Below are 16831 nucleotides of genomic sequence, written 5' to 3'. Positions count from 1 at the left end.
CCGCGGGTCAAACGTCGTTCTTGTTCTTTCCGAGATCGACGCCCAATTGCTTGAGCTTGCGATACAAGTGCGTACGTTCGAGCCCTGTCTTTTCGGCGACGCGCGTCATGCTGCCGTTCTCGCGCGCGAGGTGATATTCGAAGTACGCGCGCTCGAAAGCATCGCGGGCGTCGCGCAAGGGAATATCGAACGAGATCGATGCCGTCTGTCCCGCGTTCGGCGATGCCCCGCCCGAAGCCGCGTCGCCGGGTGTGGCGTTCAACGCCGACGCGCTCGGCAGCGCAGCGGCCACCGGCACGCCGGATGCCCCCGCGCTCGTCAGCGGCTTGGTCGATGACACGACCGCGGGCGCCGCGCTTCCATGCGCCAGGCCCTGCTCGACGGCCTTCAGCAGTTTCTGCAACGCGATCGGCTTCTCGAGAAAATTGAGCGCGCCGATCTTCGTCGCTTCGACGGCCGTGTCGATGGTCGCGTGCCCCGACATCATGATGACCGGCATCGTGAGCTTGCCCTGCGCGGCCCACTCCTTCAGCAGCGTTACGCCGTCGGTGTCGGGCATCCAGATGTCGAGCAGCACGAGGTCGGGCGTCTGCTGCAAGCGGTAGTCGCGCGCGTGTTGCGCGTTCTCCGCCACGTCCACCACGTGGCCTTCGTCGCTCAGGATCTCGGAGAGCAGTTCCCGGATCCCCATTTCATCGTCTACTACCAGGATGGTCGCCATTTAAGCTGCCCTTGTCTGCACTGTTGCTTTTGTCGTTCCGTGATTCGCTGCCGTGCCCGTTCCCCGCGTCGTCGTGCCGGGAGCGGCGGTATCGTCCGCGAGTTGAAGAAACAGAATCGATATCTGCGCGCCCTCGATGACATCCGCGTTCTTCGACCGATTGCGAATGTCGATGCGCGCGCCGTGCTCGTCGACGATCTTCTTCACCGTTGCAAGTCCTAGTCCCGTGCCCTTTGCTTTCGTCGTGACGTACGGCTCGAAAGCGCGTGACAAGATGCGCGCCGGGAAGCCCGAACCGTTGTCCGACACCGTGAGCCGTACCGCGACACGCGCATGGCCCGATGCGTCAGGCTCGCCATATTCTACTGTTCTCGTTTCGAGAAGCACGCGCGGCTCCGCGACATCGGCCACGGCGTCCTGCGCGTTCTGCAACAGGTTGTGAATCACCTGTCTTATCTGCGTGGCATCGCCGCGAATTACCGGCAGTTTCGTGAGGTCCACCTTGATCGCGCTCTTGCCTTCCTCGATGCCATACAAGGTCAGCACTTCGGCGACCAATTCGTTCAATTGCAGATTACCGAGGACGGCCGGCGGCGTGCGCGCATATTCACGGAAATCGTCGACCATCTGCTTCATCGCCTGCACCTGATTGACGATGGTCGTCGATGCGCGCCTCAGCACTTCGGCGTCCGGCGCGGCGAGTTTGTCCGCGAGCTTCATTTGCAGACGTTCGGCGGAAAGCTGAATAGGCGTGAGCGGATTCTTGATCTCATGCGCAAGGCGCCGCGCCACTTCGCCCCAAGCCACGGAACGTTGCGCGGAGATCACGTCGGAGATATCGTCGAACACGACGACATAGCCGGTGGTTTCCGCGTCGTCGGAGTCGGCGTCGGTGGCGCTCAGCAACTGCGTGCCGCGCACGAGCAAGGTGAGCGGCTCGTTCTCGCCAGGCACCGTCACCGCGACTTGTTGCTGCCAGTGTCCGCGATCGCCAATGGGATGCCCGCTGCCGACAGCGGCGGCATCGCGTTCGGCGAAGGCTTTCTTGACCATCGCGCCGAACTCGCCGAGGGCATCGATCTGATCGAGCGGCTGATTCAGCAAGCCGATAAACCGCTGCCGGAAGATGCGTTCCGCGCCGCGATTGACAGTGGTGAGCCGAAACTGCCGGTCGAACACGAACACGCCCGCCGTGAGATTCGCGAGAATGCTTTCCAGATACGCCTTCGAATGCTCCAGCGCGATGCGGTTGTTTTCCACCGCCGCGCGCGCCTCGGAAAGCTGCCGCGTCATCGCGTTGAACGACTGCGTGAGAAAGCCGAGCTCATCGCGCGAATTGATCTCGCGTTTTGGCGTGTAGTCGCCTTCGGCCACCTCCTTCGTGCCTTGCGCGAGCAGAAACAGCGGTCGCGCGAGCTGATTGCCAAGCGCGAGCGCGAGCATCATCGCGATGAACGTGGCGAGAAAGAGCGCGAGCGTCAGCGTGCCGATATACATCTTGCGCAAGCCCGTGCGCCCCAGCCGCTTTTCCTGATATTCACGATACGCGCGCTGCACGGCATCCGCGTTGCGCGCGAGTTCCTGACTCACCGGCTGCTCGATCTGCAGGAACCGATCGACGTGCTGAAACTCCGTGGTCGTCGTGGGATCGGGGATCTTCGTGATCACCCGCAATCGCAACGCGCCTTTTGGCCCGGTGGACGATGGATCGCCGTCGATCTCGCCTTCTATTGCGCCATATGGATGATCTTGCGCCTCCTTCAGCATCGAGCCGGTCGGCTCGTTCGTCGGCAACAGCGAATAGTAGTTGCCCGAGGCCTGCGCGATAGTGCGCAATCCCGACACGCGCTGCGTGCCGTTGTTCGCGGACAAATCCTCGCGGTTGTACTGATCGCGCGGACGCTCGAACACGACCGCGTCCTGAATGTTGTATTGATCGCGCAACCGCAGGAGCGAAAGCGTGAGACTCGACTGATCCGCGCTAGCAAGCTGATCGCTCATTTGCCGGCCGCGCGCCTTGAAGTCGGCGAGCGATGTCTGCAACATGCCGCGCCCGAGCGTGAGACCCGACGTGAGCGCGGTCTCGACGTTCACGTCGAACCATGATTCGATACTGCGCGACACGAACTGATACGACACGACGTAGATGATCGCGCCCGGCAGCACGCCGACCAGCGCGAAGATCAACGCGAGCTTGGCCAGTAGCCGCGTGCCGAAGCGGCCCTGCCGCACGCGCGCCACGATGATCGCCGTGAGGCTGATCACGATCAGCATGAAGATGAGCGCAATCGCCACGTTCGCCGCGTAGAGCCAGCCGTAATAGCGGTCGAAGAATTCGGTATTGGCGCTGGCGAGCGCGAGCATCACGAGCAGCAGAACCGCCGTGACCGCCACTGTCGAGACCAGCAACCGGACGACGAGACTTTTCATGTCCGTGCGGCCGCGTCGAAATCTATTTCGCACGTTCTGCCGCCGTAAAAGTAAAACGCTTCCAGTCCGATGAAAGGTTCCAGTCGCGGTTGTTCACCGCGTCGATTTGGAACGGCTTGGGCATCAGCGCGATGTCGAGTTGCATGCGCACCGATGCGTTATAGGTTTCGCCGGGATGCACCTGATTGCGGTCGAAGACATGCCACGATGTCACGTGCTTGATCACCGCCATGGCTTCGTTGAGCGATGCAAAGCGCAATTGCAGGCCGCCTGTCGACACGCGATATTCATTGGTCAACGGCTGATAAGACAGCCGGATGCTCTGCGAAACATTCACCGGCTCCTCGTCGAACCAGTACCAGCGCGGCCGGGACAAGTTGAAGTCGATGGTGAAATAGAGCGGCACGCTGCGGTTCACGGCTTCTTCGAGGCTGCTGTTGAGGTCGAAGTCGAAATGGGCATCGAGATTCCAGCCGTTATTGTCCGACTGCAACGAAGCCCGCTGCACGGAAATGGTTTCGGCGAAGGCGGAATCCGCTGCCGCGAAATACAGGCAGAACGTCAGCGCGGTCCAGACGACGAGCGCAAGCCGAAGCGGAAAAAGGCGTTTGATCGTCACCGTTTCTGAAAGCGCGCGTAGAAGAATCCGTCGTGGTCCGCGCGGTAACTCGATGCAGCTTCCGCGTTCCCGTTCGATGGCTGGCCGGCCACTTGTGTACTGTCCCGTGACCCGTTTGCCGCGCCCGCGCCCGCACCGGCACGCGCCCTGGTCGGCAGCAACTGGCCCGGCGCGTCCAATCGTACCGCATCTTCATGCGTGCTTCCAAACCAGCGAGCCTGCTCTTCGCCTTCCTCGGGAAAGATCGAGCAAGTCACGTAGAGCAACTCGCCACCCTTGGCGACGAGCGGCCAGAGCGCCGTGAGAATGCGCCGCTGTTCTTCGACGAGCGTCGCGATGTCCGAGGGCCGCCGCAACCAGCGGATGTCCGGATGACGCCGCACGATGCCCGAGGCCGAACACGGCACGTCCGCGAGAATGCGATCGAACGGCGCGCCATCGAACCATTGCGAAGGATCGCCGGCATCGCCCACGCAAATCTCGGCGTGCAGCTTGAGGCGCGCGAGATTTTCGCCGATACGTCCCGCGCGAGTCGCATCGCTTTCCAGCGCGACGAGTTCGACATTCGCGAGTTCGAGGATATGACCGGTCTTGCCGCCAGGCGCGGCGCACGCGTCGAGTACGCGCATGCCGTCACGCGCGTCGAGCGCTTGTGCCGCGAGTTGCGCGCCCGCGTCCTGCACGGAGACGACGCCATCCGCGAAGCCCGGAATACGCTCGACCGGCAGCGGTGTTTCAAGGCGCACCGCGTGCAGGCCGGCGGCTTCCGCTTGGATATGCTCCTGCCGCAAGCGTTCGAGATAGGCATCGACGGTGACGTGACGCGCGCTCACACGCAGCGTGAGCGGCGCCTGCACGTTGCCCGCATCGAGAATGTCTTGCCACGCGTCCGGCTGACCGCGCTTCACGGCGTCGATCCACCATTGCGGGTAATTCCAGCGCGCGACTTCGCTCACACGCGCTTCTTCGAGGAGCGCATCGCGTTCGCGCAGAAAGCCGCGCAGCACGGCGTTGACGAGGCCCTTCGCGAAAGCAAACTCGCGGCGCGTGGCGATGGCGGTCACCGCCTGATCGACGACGGTGAACGGCGCGTAGGCCGCGTGCGCTTCGTCGTCGGTGAGCAGCGTGAACGCGCAGACCAGCACGTCGGTCACGTGCGGCGGCGGCGCCTTGCGGACGAGCTTATGCAAAAGCGCATCGGCAAGTGCGAGACGGCGCATCGCGCGATACGCAATGTCCTGAATCGCGCCCCGCGCCGCCGGCTGCCTGCCCGCGGCGACAACCGTCTGCAAGGCGGCCGGCAACGCCGATCCCGCGCGCACGGCACCGACCGCCTGCGCCGCGCCGTCGAGCGCGAACGCAAGGGAATCGGGAGCAAGATGCAGCGCACTCAAATGAGTCGCTCCGCGCGCCGAGTGCGGCGCGGTGGAAAGTCGCCGGGAAGGCTTTTCGGTCATGTGTAAGGTCGTGCGACTTCGTGTGAACATCGATTCGAACGACGATTGTAACGTGCAAGGCTTCGTGGCCCGGTGCTTGCGCGTTTCGCACCACAAAAGGAAAAAGGCCGCGCCAGCGTGACTGGAACGGCCTTCGGTGTTACGCGTCGTGACGACGCCCCGGATTACATGCGCCCGGTGCGCGCCATTTCCATCAAGCGCGCGACGCGTTCTTCCGTCGCCGGGTGCGTCGAGAACCAGTTCGCGATGCTGCCGCCCGACAGCGGATTCATGATCATCATCTGCGCCGTGGCCGGGTGCGCTTCCGCCGTGGGGAACGGCACGCCGGACGCGTACGCGTGGATTTTCTCGAGCGCGCTGGCGAGCGCTTGTGGATCGCCGGAAATCTCCGCGCCGCCGCGATCCGCCTCAAATTCACGCGCGCGAGAAATGGCCATCTGGATCAACGCGCCCGCGATAGGCGCGAGGATAGCCACCGCGATGCTCGCAATCGGGTTCGACGGGCGCCCATCGTCATCGCGGCCACCGAAGAACATGGCGAAGTTCGCGAGCGCGGAGATTGCACCGGCCATCGTCGCCGAAATGGTCGAGATGAGAATGTCGCGATGCTTCACGTGCGCCAGTTCGTGCGCCATCACGCCGCGCATTTCGCGCTCGGACAGCACGCGCAGGATGCCGGTGGTCGCCGCGACGGCCGCGTGTTCCGGATTGCGACCGGTTGCAAACGCGTTCGGCGCGTCTTCGTTGATGAGGTAGACACGCGGCATTGGCAACTGAGCGCGCGTGGCCAGGTCGCGCACCATGCGATAAAACTGCGGCGCAGTGGTTTCGTCGACCTCCTGCGCGTTGTACATGCGCAGGACCATCTTGTCCGAGAACCAATACGAAAAGAAATTCATGCCGAGCGCGACGACGAGCGCGAGCATCATGCCCTTCGACCCGCCGATCATCCCGCCGATCACGACGAAGAGGGCCGTGATCGCAGCCATCAGCATCGCCGTTTTGACCCAGTTGAACATGTCAGGAACTCCTATCCCTAATACGGCGCGCAATTTGCGCGATGGTCCCGACCACATTGGCCAAGACGCTCATTGTAAGCAAATCGTTAGATAGGGGCATCCGCGAAAAATTCAATCGGGTTGTTGCGTTCAGCGTTGTGACGTTGCGAGCTTCAGTCCCAGGCCGACGAACGCCGTGCCCACGCCGCGATCCAGCCACTTTTTCATCCCCGGTTTGCCCGAAAAACGTTCGGTGACGCTGCCCGCGATCCACGCAACGAAGCTGTTCCAGACCGTGCTCATGGCGATAAACACGAGTCCGAGCGTGAGAAACGCGAGCGTCTTGTGCTGGCTGTCCGCCGCGACGAATTGAGGAAAGAACGAGACGAAAAACAGCACGACTTTCGGATTCAGCACGTTCGTGACGAAGCCTTGCGCGAATAATTGATGCAGCGATTTTGGCGCGGCTTGCGCGCTGGTTCCGTCTGCGTGGGCGTCTACGGCCTTGTCGTGCTTCGTGAGAATGAGCCGCACGCCGAGATAAATCAGGTAGATCGCGCCAGCGATCTTGACGACGGTGAACGCCGTGGCCGACGCCGCGAGAATCGCCGTCAATCCGAATGCGCACGCGAGCGTATGAACGATGCAGCCCGCCGAGATGCCGAGCGCGGATACGATTCCCGCACCGCGTCCCTGCGCGACGCTGCGCCCGACGATATAGGCGGTATCGGAGCCGGGCGTGACATTCAGCAGAAAGACGGCGACGAGAAAGAAGGCAAAACCGGTAATGCCGAGCATCGGAAACTCCAAGCGTGCGCGTGTTGAAGATTCACGATTCTAGCGCCGCGCGACGCATGCGTTACATGTCCGTCGCGCGTGCTTCAAGCCTGGGTCAAGCGTCCGGATCGGTTTCCTGCAGCGCGAAACGCTGACCTCGGGCAAGCGGCGCGCCCGCGAGAAACTCGCGCACGGGCAGGCGCTTGCCACCGGGCTTTTGCAACTGCGTGAGCCTGAGCGCGCCCGTTCCGCAGGCGACGACGATTCCTTCCGCCGACACATCCACGATGGTGCCCGGATCGGCTTGCCACTCGCCGCTCACCGGCTGCGCGGACCAGATCTTGATCGCGACGCCATCGAGCGTGCCGACCGCGCCGGGGAACGGGTCGAACGCGCGCACCTGACGCGCAAGCGTTTCTGCCGGACGCCGCCAGTCGAGCGCGGCCTCGTTCTTGGCGATCTTCTGTGCGTAGGTCGTGCCGTCGTCAGGCTGCGGTGTCGATGGCAGCGCGCCGTCGCGTTCGAGGTCGCGGAGAGCCGCGACGATCAGATCCGCGCCAATTTTCGCGAGGCGGTCGTGCAGCGTGGCGGTGGTGTCGTCCGCGCCAATAGCCGTGCGGCCCTCGCGGATCATCGCGCCGGTGTCGAGGCCCGCGTCCATTTGCATGAGCGTAATGCCCGATTCGGCGTCGCCCGCTTCGATCGCGCGATGGATCGGCGCGGCGCCGCGCCAGCGCGGCAACAACGAAGCGTGGATGTTGATGGCGCCGCGCGGCGGAATGTCGAGCACTTCCTGCGGCAGGATGAGCCCGTAGGCGGCGACCACCATCACGTCGTGCGGCGTGGCGCGCAGCAACTCGATGGCATCGGCGGCTTCTTGCGGATACTTCCCCGCGCGCCTGAGCGACGTGGGCTGCGCGACCGTTAGCCCGTGTTCGACGGCAAAACGCTTGACGGGGCTGGCGGTCAGCTTCATGCCACGGCCAGCGGGCCGGTCGGGCTGGGTCAGAATCAGCGGCACGGGAAATCCGGCCGCGTGGATAGCCGCGAGCGCGGCGGCGGCAAATTCCGGCGTACCGGCGAAAACGACACGCAGCGATTGAGTCATCGATTGTTACTACCCTTGAGACAACATAAAGCGCTTTACAGCGCCTTTTCGAGCTTCTTCATCTTGCCGCGAATGCGCGTTTGCTTGAGCGTCGAGAGATATTCGACGAACACGTGACCCGCCAAATGATCCATTTCATGCTGGATGCACACGGCAAGCAGGCCATCGCAGTCCAGTTCGTAGCTTTCGCCTTTCTCGTTGAGCGCCTTCACGCGCACCTTGTCCGGCCGTTCGACGAAGTCGTAGATGCCCGGCACCGAGAGGCAGCCTTCTTCCCACTCTTTCTTGACCTCGCTCGCCCAGACGATCTCCGGGTTGATGAACACGAGCAGTTCGTCGTGCGCATCCGATACGTCGATGACGATTACCCGCTCATGGACGTCCACCTGAGTCGCAGCGAGGCCGACGCCGGGTGCCGCGTACATGGTTTCGGCCATGTCGGCGACGAGCTTGCGAATGCGGTCGTCCACGACGGCGACGGGCTTCGCCACCTTGTGCAGCCGCTTGTCCGGGTAGTTCAGTATCTTGAGCAGAGCCATGATTCGGATTATCTACGCGCGCCGCGACGCGTGTGAAGTCGGCCATTCGGCCAGGTTGCGGGTGGATGGCGGCATGCCGAAGATATGCAGATGAATCCGCTGGATTCAACGCCGCCGGCAAGCGGCCAACCGGCGTCGCTCGGCCTGAACACACGGGCGGGCGACACTTCTTAATTACGTTCCGGGACCAAAAATCTTAACATGACGACCGCCTTACCGCCGACCGAGCCTCAACCGGAAGCGCTCACCACGGACCTCGACGAACTTTCCGCCTGGCTGCGGCTCACGCATGCAAAGGGACTGCGTCCCGCCGCCCTGCGCGCGCTCTTGAGCGCGTTTGGCGGACCGAATGACGTTTTAGCCCAAAGTTTCGCCTCGCTCGCCGAAGTCACCAACACCGATGCCGCGACCGCCGCGCTCGCGCCGCCCGCCGAAGTCGAAGGCGTGCCATTCGGCAACTATATTGAACGCGTGCTGGAATGGGCCGCCGAACCCGGCAATCACATTCTCACTTTCGCCGATACCGCGTATCCGCAAGCGCTCCTCACCATGCCCGATCCGCCCGCGCTCTTGTACGCGAAAGGGCGAACCGACTTGCTGCAAGCGCGCGCGGTGGCGATCGTCGGCAGCCGGAACGCCACGCCGCAAGGACTCGAAGACGCGCGCCGGTTCGCGCGCGCGCTCTCGGACGCCGGGCTTGCCGTGGCGTCAGGGCTCGCGCTCGGCATCGACGGCGCGGCGCATCGGGGCGCGCTGGATGGCGCCACAGGGACGATTGCCGTCATCGGGACGGGCGCGGATCTGGTGTATCCGTCGCTGCATCATCAGCTCGCGCACGAAATCGCCCGCGATGGCGTGATCGTGTCCGAATGGCCGCTCGGCACGCCCGCGCGCTCCGCCAACTTTCCGCAGCGCAACCGGCTCATCGCGGGCCTGGTGCAGGGCGTTTTGATCGTCGAGGCGGCAATGCGCTCCGGCTCGCTCATCACCGCGCGGCTTGCCAACGAAATGGGCCGCGATGTTTTTGCCATGCCCGGTTCGATCCACGCGCCGCTGTCGCAGGGTTGTCATCGCATCATCAAGCAGGGCGCGAAGCTCGTGGAAACGCCGGAAGACGTGCTGGAGGAATTCGGCTTTCCCGCCACACCTCGCAAAAAGCGCGGCAAGGCGCCGGCGCCGGCTCCGGCAAACGCCTCGTGGGCTTCGGCGCGTCTGCCCGGCAAACCCGAGACCGACGAAGCCGCCCGCGTGCTCGCCGCGCTCGGCCATGCACCCGCGACGCTTGAAAATCTCGCTGCCCGCACCGATCTCGACGGAGCCGCGCTGCAAAGCGCCCTGCTGCAACTCGAATTATCGGGCTTGATCGCGGCCTTGCCGGGCGGACGCGTGACGGCGCTCGAACGCTCGTGAAGTGGCGTCGTGCTACATTCGCGAAAAATGAGTACGACGCCAAACCCCAGACGAAAGGACGCCAGAAACGCCATGTCCGCGCTGAATCTCGATACCGATGCCGATGAGATCGCCGAGCGCATCGCCGTGCCCGGCACCTTGTTCGTCGCCTGTCTATGCGCCGAATGGTGCGGAACCTGCCGTGAATATCGCGACGGTTTCGACAAACTGGCGGCGGCGCACCCGGAAATCTGCTTCGCGTGGATCGATATCGAAAATCACGCGGACCGTTTCGATGACCTCGATGTCGAGAATTTCCCGACCATTCTCATCGAGGACTCGGTGACGACCCGCTTCTTCGGCACCGTGTTGCCGCAGGCTTCCATCGTCGAACGCATGCTGGTCGATCTGACCGCGCTGCCGAACATGGCGGGCGCGCCGAAACTGCGTCCGGCGCTTGCCACGGCGTAGAAAAGTGCGGGCGCGCGGCGTCGCGAAACGAAGCTCGCGGAACTAAACGGCGAGCGTCGCAATTCGTGCTTCGGCGCGCATCGAACAAAGCCTGTGCTATAAAGCGGCGTTAATGCAGTCCAAATCGGACCGCTGCCAAATACCTACTATATTGAGTCATGTCCAAAGCCCTGATCATCGCTGAGAAGCCTTCCGTCGCGAACGACATCGCGCGTGCGCTGGGCGGCTTCACGAAACATGACGAGTATTACGAGAGCGACGACTACGTGCTCTCGTCCGCGGTCGGCCATTTGCTCGAAATCGCGGCCCCGGAGGAATACGACGTCAAGCGCGGGAAGTGGAGCTTCGCCAATCTGCCGGTCATTCCGCCGCATTTCGACCTGAATCCCATCGCGAAAAGCGAATCACGGCTGAAGGTTCTGACGAAGCTGCTCAAGCGCAAGGATGTCGACCGGCTCATCAACGCCTGCGACGCGGGGCGTGAGGGCGAACTGATCTTCCGTCTGATTGCGCAGCACGCGAAGGCGAAGCAGCCGGTCCAGCGCCTGTGGCTGCAGTCGATGACGCCCGCCGCCATCCGCGACGGATTTGCGCATCTGCGTAGCGACGCCGACATGCAACCGCTCGCCGATGCCGCCCGTTGCCGCTCGGAAGCGGACTGGCTCGTTGGCATCAACGGCACGCGCGCGATGACCGCGTTCAACAGCAAGGGCGGCGGCTTCTTCCTGACTACCGTGGGCCGCGTTCAGACGCCAACGTTGTCTATCGTCGTGGAACGTGAGGAAAAGATTCGCCGCTTCGTGCCGCGCGACTACTGGGAAGTGCGCGCCGAATTCGTCGCGGCGAAAGGTATTTACGAAGGCCGCTGGTTCAACCCGAAGTTCAAGCGCGTCGAGAACGATCCCGAACAGCGCGACTCGCGTCTGTGGAGTCTCGCCGCGGCCGAGTCCGTGGTGGCGGCTTGTCGCGACAAGACCGGCACCGTGACGGAAGAATCGAAGCCGTCCACGCAAATGTCGCCGCTGCTCTTCGACCTGACGAGTCTTCAGCGCGAAGCCAACAGCCGCTTCGGCTTTTCGGCGAAGAACACGCTCGGCCTCGCGCAAGCGCTGTATGAAAAGCACAAAGTCCTGACCTATCCGCGTACCGATGCACGCGCGCTGCCGGAAGACTATCTCGGCACGGTCAAGGACACGCTGACCATGCTCAAGGACAGCAACAACTATCTGCCGTTCGCGAAGCAAGTGCTCGACAAGGGCTGGGTGAAGCCGAACAAGCGCATCTTCGACAACTCGAAGATCAGCGATCACTTTGCCATCATCCCCACGCTTCTGGCGCCCAAGGCGTTGTCCGAGCCCGAGCAGAAGCTGTATGACCTCGTGGTCAAGCGCTTCCTCGCCGTGTTCTTCCCGGCGGCGGAATATCTGGTGACGACGCGGATCACCGAAGTCTCGGGGCATCACTTCAAGACCGAGGGCAAGGTGCTCGTCGAGCCGGGCTGGCTGCAGGTCTACGGTCGCGAAGCGGCGGGCGAGGAAGGCAATCTCGTGCCGGTGCAGAAAAACGAACAGGTCGATGTCGACAAGGTCGCCGCTCACGGTCTCGTCACCAAGCCGCCCGCGCGCTACAACGAAGCGTCGTTGCTCTCGGCCATGGAAGGCGCGGGCAAGCTCGTCGAAGACGAAGAGTTGCGCGAAGCGATGGCTGCGAAAGGGCTCGGCACGCCGGCCACGCGCGCGGCGATCATCGAAGGTCTGTTGGGCGAGAAGTACATGGTGCGCGAAGGCCGCGAACTGATTCCGACTGCCAAGGCATTCCAGTTGATGACGCTCCTGCGCGGTCTGGGCGTGGAGGAACTGACGGCGCCGGAACTGACCGGCGAGTGGGAGCACAAGCTGTCGCAAATGGAGCGCGGCAATTTGCATCGCGATGCGTTCATGCAGGAAATCGCCCGCATGACGCAGACCATCGTCAAGCGCGCGAAGGAATACGACTCCGACACGATCCCAGGCGACTACGCCACGCTCGAAACGCCGTGTCCGCACTGCGAGTCGCAGGTGAAGGAGAACTATCGCCGCTTCGCGTGTACCAAGTGCGAATTTTCCATCTCGAAGATTCCGGGCGGACGTCAGTTCGAGATTCCTGAAGTCGAGGAGTTGTTGCGCGAGAAAACCATCGGACCGCTGTCGGGTTTCCGCAGCAAGATGGGCCGTCCGTTCTCGGCCATCCTGAAGCTCGCTTTCGACGACGAGATCAAAAACTTCAAGCTCGAGTTCGATTTCGGTCAGGACAACGGCGGCGAAGACGGAGAACCGCCCGACTTTTCCGAGCAGACGCCGGTCGGCGCGTGCCCGAAGTGCCAGTCGCGCGTGTACGAGCACGGCATGAGCTACGTCTGCGAGAACTACGTCGCGAATCCGAAGACCTGCGACTTCCGCTCGGGCAAGGTCATCCTGCAACAGGAAATCGCGCGTGAGCAGATGGAGAAGCTGCTGAACGAAGGACGCACCGACTTGCTGACCAACTTCAAGTCGTCGCGCACGGGCCGCAACTTCAAGGCGTTTCTCGTCAAGCAGCCCGACGGCAAGATCGGCTTCGAATTCGAGAAGAAGGAAGCCAAGCCCGGCGCGAAGACGGCAGCGAAGCGCGGCGCGGCAACGGAAGCGCCAGCCGATAACGGCGACGAAGGCGATAGCGATGTCGCCGTGGCCGCCAAGACGACGCGCGCCAAGCCCGCGACCAAGACGGCCGTGGCGAAGAAAGCGCCTGCGAAGAAAGCCGCGGTGAAAAAGACCGCTGCGCGCAAGACGAGCTAGCTTTAGCTCGCGTCGAAAAGAAAAAGCCCCGCGAAGCAATTCGCGGGGCTTTTTGTCATTGGCGGCGCAGCCGTGTTCAGTATGGCGACGCCGCCGGCAAGCGGCCACGCGGACGCGTCGGCTTGGCCAGCTTCGGGCCGAGTTCACTCTGATTCGAACGCGAACGCGACGCCACTTCCTCTTCGGCGCGCCCGTAGTGCGGCGGCGGCGCAGTCGATACCGCGGGCCGGCCCATGCCATCGCGAATCCACTGTTCGCCGAGCTGATGATTCGGCGTCTGGCTGAAATACTCGACGAGGTGATCGATGAACGTGCGCACCTTCGCCGGCAGATGCCGACGGCTCGGATAAGCCACGTTGATCTCCACTTGCGGCAACTGGAAGTCGCCGAGCAGGCGTACGAGCTGGCCGCGCGTTGTATCGTTGCCGATCAGATAGCTCGGCAAAATCGCGATGCCCATGCCGAGCAGCGCAAACTGGCGCAGCATTTCCGTGTTGTTCGCGATGATCACGTTGGTCGGCCGCACCCGCACTTCGCCGTCCGGGCCGGTGAACACGCGTTCATCGCCCCAATACTCAGCGGGCAAGCTCAGACACGGATGCTCGAGCAGATGTTCGGGGCGCGTTGGCGTGCCGTGCGATTCGAGGTAAGCGGGCGTGGCGCAGACGGTCATGCAGCCGGTGGTCAGACGCCGCGTAACGACGCTCGCGCTTTTCACTTGCCGCGCGATCACGATGCCCACATCGAAACCTTCCTCGACCAGATCGACCTGACGATCCACGAGCGTCACGTCCGGTACGACTTTGGGATAGCGCTGTGCATATGTCTGCAACACGGGCGCGAGATTATGCAGACCGAACACCACCGGGGCGACAATTCTCAACGAACCCATTGGCTCGTGATTCCGCGCAACCACCATTTGCTCGACATCTTCCAGTTCATCGAGAATCTGCCGCGCACGTTCCAGATAAACCTGCCCGGACTCCGTGAGCGAAAGGCTGCGCGTCGTGCGGTTCAGCAAACGCGTGCCGAGGCGACCTTCGAGGTCGGCGACATGGCGCGTTGCCACCGCATTGGAGATATCCATCGCGTTCGCCGCGCGGGCGAAGCTGCCGAGATCGGCCACGCGAATGAATACTCTCATCGACTGCAAATGATCCATGGGACAACTCCTGCCGCGAGGCGGCTTTCAATTTCTGCTGAAAAGCTATTCAGAATTATCCTAGGACTAGCGATTTCGTGCAGAAGTTGCGAGGGCGCGGAGTTTTTTCGGAAATTTCCGATGAAAATCATGGCTTACGCGAACGAAAGATCGCCGATTGTTGTCGGCCGCACAACACTCGAACGCACGCGCCACAAGCCGAGATTTTTGGTCAAGCTGGCCGCGCCAATTTTGGCGGGTTAGCGGAAGAAAATGCGAACCGGCATCGGCAGATTCGCATTTAGGGATTTATGCGCTCCGTGAGCGTAATCACGGAGCGCTTGCAACGACGGAAATCAGGCTGCCAGACGCCGTTCGATGTCCGCCTTGGCCTCCGGAAGCGCATCCGGCAAGCCTTGATGCAGCTTCGCGAAAAGCTCGTCGTGTAGGGCGAGTTCGTCGCGCCAGGCGGTATCGTTGACGGAAATGACCTGCTCGAATTGCTCGCGCGTGAAGTTCATGCCGCCCCAGTCGATGTCCTCGTAACGCGGCGAGATGCCGAACGCGTGTTCCTCGCCCGCCGCCGTGCCTTCGATACGCCCGACCATCCAGTTCAGCACGCGCATGTTTTCACCGAAGCCGGGCCACGCGAACTTGCCGTCCGCGCCCTTTCTGAACCAGTTCACACAGAAGAACTTCGGCGACTTCGCGTTCATGCCTTCAAGGCGCTCGCCCATCTTGAGCCAGTGATCGAAGTAGTCGCTCATGTTGTAGCCGCAAAACGGCAGCATCGCGAACGGATCGCGGCGCACGACGCCTTGCTGGCCGGCAGCGGCCGCCGTGGTTTCGGAGCCCATGGTCGCGGCCATGTAGACGCCCTCTTTCCAGTCACGTGCCTCGGTCACGAGCGGCACGGTGTTCGAACGCCGGCCGCCGAAGATGAAGGCATCGATTGCGACGCCTGCTGGATTCTCCCAGTCCGCGTCAATCGACGGACATTGCGATGCCGACACCGTGAAGCGCGCGTTCGGATGCGCGGCTTTAGCGCCGGTTTCCTTCGCGAGTTCCGGCGTCCAGTCGCGGCCTTGCCAGTCGATGAGATGCGCGGGCGGCTTATCGGTCATGCCTTCCCACCACACGTCGCCGTCATCGGTGAGCGCGACATTGGTGAAGATCACGTTTTCCTTGAGCGTCGCCATTGCGTTGAAGTTGGTCTTCTCGCTCGTGCCCGGCGCGACGCCGAAATAGCCGGCTTCCGGATTGATCGCGTAGAGACGGCCATCGCGGCCGGGCTTGATCCAGGCGATGTCGTCGCCGATGGTCGTCACCTTCCAGCCGTTCATGTCTTGCGGCGGAATCAGCATCGCGAAATTGGTCTTGCCGCACGCCGAGGGAAACGCCGCCGCGACGTGGTACTTGCGTCCGGCAGGCGACGTGACGCCGAGGATCAGCATGTGTTCGGCGAGCCAGCCTTCGTCGCGGCCCATCGTCGATGCGATACGCAACGCGAAGCACTTCTTGCCGAGCAGCGCGTTGCCGCCGTATCCCGAGCCGAAGCTCCAAATCTCGCGCGATTCCGGAAAGTGCACGATGTACTTTGTGTCGTTGCACGGCCAGGGCACGTCCTTGCGGCCATCCGAAAGCGGCGCGCCGACCGAATGCACGCACGGCACGAACTCGCCGTCGTCGCCGAGCACGTCGTACACTTCGCGGCCCATGCGCGTCATGATCCGCATGTTCGTGACCACATACGGGCTGTCCGACAACTCCACGCCGATGTGCGCGATCGGCGAACCGAGCGGACCCATCGAGAACGGCACGACGTACATCGTGCGGCCACGCATCGAGCCATCGAAGAGGCCATCGAGCGTCACGCGCATTTCCTGCGGGTCGATCCAGTTGTTCGTGGGACCAGCGTCTTCGGGGCGTTGCGAGCAGATGAACGTGCGGTCTTCGACGCGCGCCACATCCGTGGGATCGGAACAGGCTAGAAAAGAGTTGGGGCGTTTGGCGGGGTTGAGCTTCTTCATCGTGCCGGCGGCGACCATCTGTTCGCAAAGGCGGTCGTATTCCGCTTGCGACCCATCGCACCATTCGATGCGATCCGGCTTCGTGAGGGCCGCGACCTGCTGCACCCAATCGATCAATCTTCGATGTCGTACATAGGCCGGTGCTTCAAGATCTGCGGCGGTTTTGTTGTCTTCGACTACTGCGGGCTGGTTCATCGAGCTTCTCCGTTCTCTGCAATGAAAACCGGTAGCCCAACGACGCTGCATGCGAGAGGCTTTTTGCGACTGAACCGCCGGGCGCTTCATGCGCGTTGGCGCATGAAGAACGGTTCGTGAGCCGTTTGCGCGTCGTGGGC

Annotated in this window: 13 protein-coding genes; 3 read left to right on the top strand and 10 right to left on the bottom strand. The window is 62.8% G+C overall.

The genetic code is table 11. The features are described from left to right. Nucleotides 1-7: 7 nt before the first annotated feature. From esaR to def, 8 genes are all read right to left on the bottom strand, one after another. Nucleotides 8-721: a response regulator transcription factor EsaR gene (esaR, locus tag QCE79_RS00225; protein ID WP_250462569.1), complete on the bottom strand. Its 714-nt coding sequence runs from the start codon at nt 719-721 to the stop codon at nt 8-10. After that, entirely contained in the window at nt 722-3151 is a 2430-nt protein-coding gene (locus QCE79_RS00220) for a PAS domain-containing sensor histidine kinase (protein WP_309841055.1), read from the bottom strand. A gap of 22 nt (nt 3152-3173) precedes the next feature. Further along, complete coding sequence (locus QCE79_RS00215) at nt 3174-3770, bottom strand: DUF4390 domain-containing protein (RefSeq protein WP_250462564.1); 597 nt, start codon at nt 3768-3770, stop codon at nt 3174-3176. Then, entirely contained in the window at nt 3767-5227 is a 1461-nt protein-coding gene (gene rsmB, locus QCE79_RS00210) for a 16S rRNA (cytosine(967)-C(5))-methyltransferase RsmB (RefSeq protein ID WP_309841052.1), read from the bottom strand. The genes QCE79_RS00215 and rsmB overlap by 4 nt, the downstream gene beginning before the upstream one ends. Nucleotides 5228-5391: 164 nt before the next feature. After that, the gene (gene htpX / locus QCE79_RS00205) at nt 5392-6246 is read right to left on the bottom strand and encodes a zinc metalloprotease HtpX (RefSeq protein ID WP_309841049.1); all 855 of its coding nucleotides are present in this window, start codon (nt 6244-6246) and stop codon (nt 5392-5394) included. A gap of 129 nt (nt 6247-6375) precedes the next feature. Beyond that, nucleotides 6376-7023 (bottom strand): LysE family translocator, encoded by a 648-nt coding sequence (locus QCE79_RS00200; protein WP_309841047.1) that lies wholly within the window; start codon nt 7021-7023, stop codon nt 6376-6378. A gap of 94 nt (nt 7024-7117) precedes the next feature. Then, nucleotides 7118-8110: a methionyl-tRNA formyltransferase gene (gene fmt / locus QCE79_RS00195; RefSeq protein WP_309841046.1), complete on the bottom strand. Its 993-nt coding sequence runs from the start codon at nt 8108-8110 to the stop codon at nt 7118-7120. Nucleotides 8111-8145: 35 nt separating this feature from the next. Beyond that, nucleotides 8146-8649 (bottom strand): peptide deformylase, encoded by a 504-nt coding sequence (def, locus tag QCE79_RS00190; protein WP_244826728.1) that lies wholly within the window; start codon nt 8647-8649, stop codon nt 8146-8148. 201 nt (nt 8650-8850) lie between these two features. Between def and dprA the strand changes: the two genes are divergently transcribed. The 3 genes from dprA to QCE79_RS00175 all read left to right on the top strand — a co-directional run bounded on the left by dprA (nt 8851) and on the right by QCE79_RS00175 (nt 13325). Continuing rightward, on the top strand, nt 8851-10059 hold the full coding sequence (gene dprA / locus QCE79_RS00185) for a DNA-processing protein DprA (protein ID WP_309841045.1): 1209 nt from the start codon (nt 8851-8853) through the stop codon (nt 10057-10059). A gap of 72 nt (nt 10060-10131) precedes the next feature. Then, nucleotides 10132-10509 (top strand): thioredoxin family protein, encoded by a 378-nt coding sequence (locus QCE79_RS00180; protein ID WP_244826726.1) that lies wholly within the window; start codon nt 10132-10134, stop codon nt 10507-10509. 158 nt (nt 10510-10667) lie between these two features. Beyond that, a complete protein-coding gene (locus QCE79_RS00175) occupies nt 10668-13325 on the top strand; it encodes a DNA topoisomerase III (protein ID WP_309841044.1) in 2658 nt (885 codons plus the stop codon). Between the two features lie 76 nt (nt 13326-13401). On the opposite strand, the gene QCE79_RS00170 is transcribed toward QCE79_RS00175, so the two are convergent. Both QCE79_RS00170 and QCE79_RS00165 read right to left on the bottom strand, forming a co-directional pair. Beyond that, nucleotides 13402-14487 carry a LysR family transcriptional regulator gene (locus QCE79_RS00170; RefSeq protein ID WP_244826724.1) on the bottom strand — a complete coding sequence of 362 codons (1086 nt, stop codon included), beginning with the start codon at nt 14485-14487 and terminating at the stop codon, nt 13402-13404. A gap of 335 nt (nt 14488-14822) precedes the next feature. After that, a complete protein-coding gene (locus QCE79_RS00165) occupies nt 14823-16691 on the bottom strand; it encodes a phosphoenolpyruvate carboxykinase (GTP) (protein ID WP_309841043.1) in 1869 nt (622 codons plus the stop codon). Between the last annotated feature and the right edge of the window lie 140 nt (nt 16692-16831).

The organism is Caballeronia sp. LZ003 (assembly GCF_031451465.1).
Classification (GTDB): Bacteria; Pseudomonadota; Gammaproteobacteria; order Burkholderiales; family Burkholderiaceae; genus Caballeronia.
This window is presented reverse-complemented; position numbering and strand designations above follow the sequence as displayed.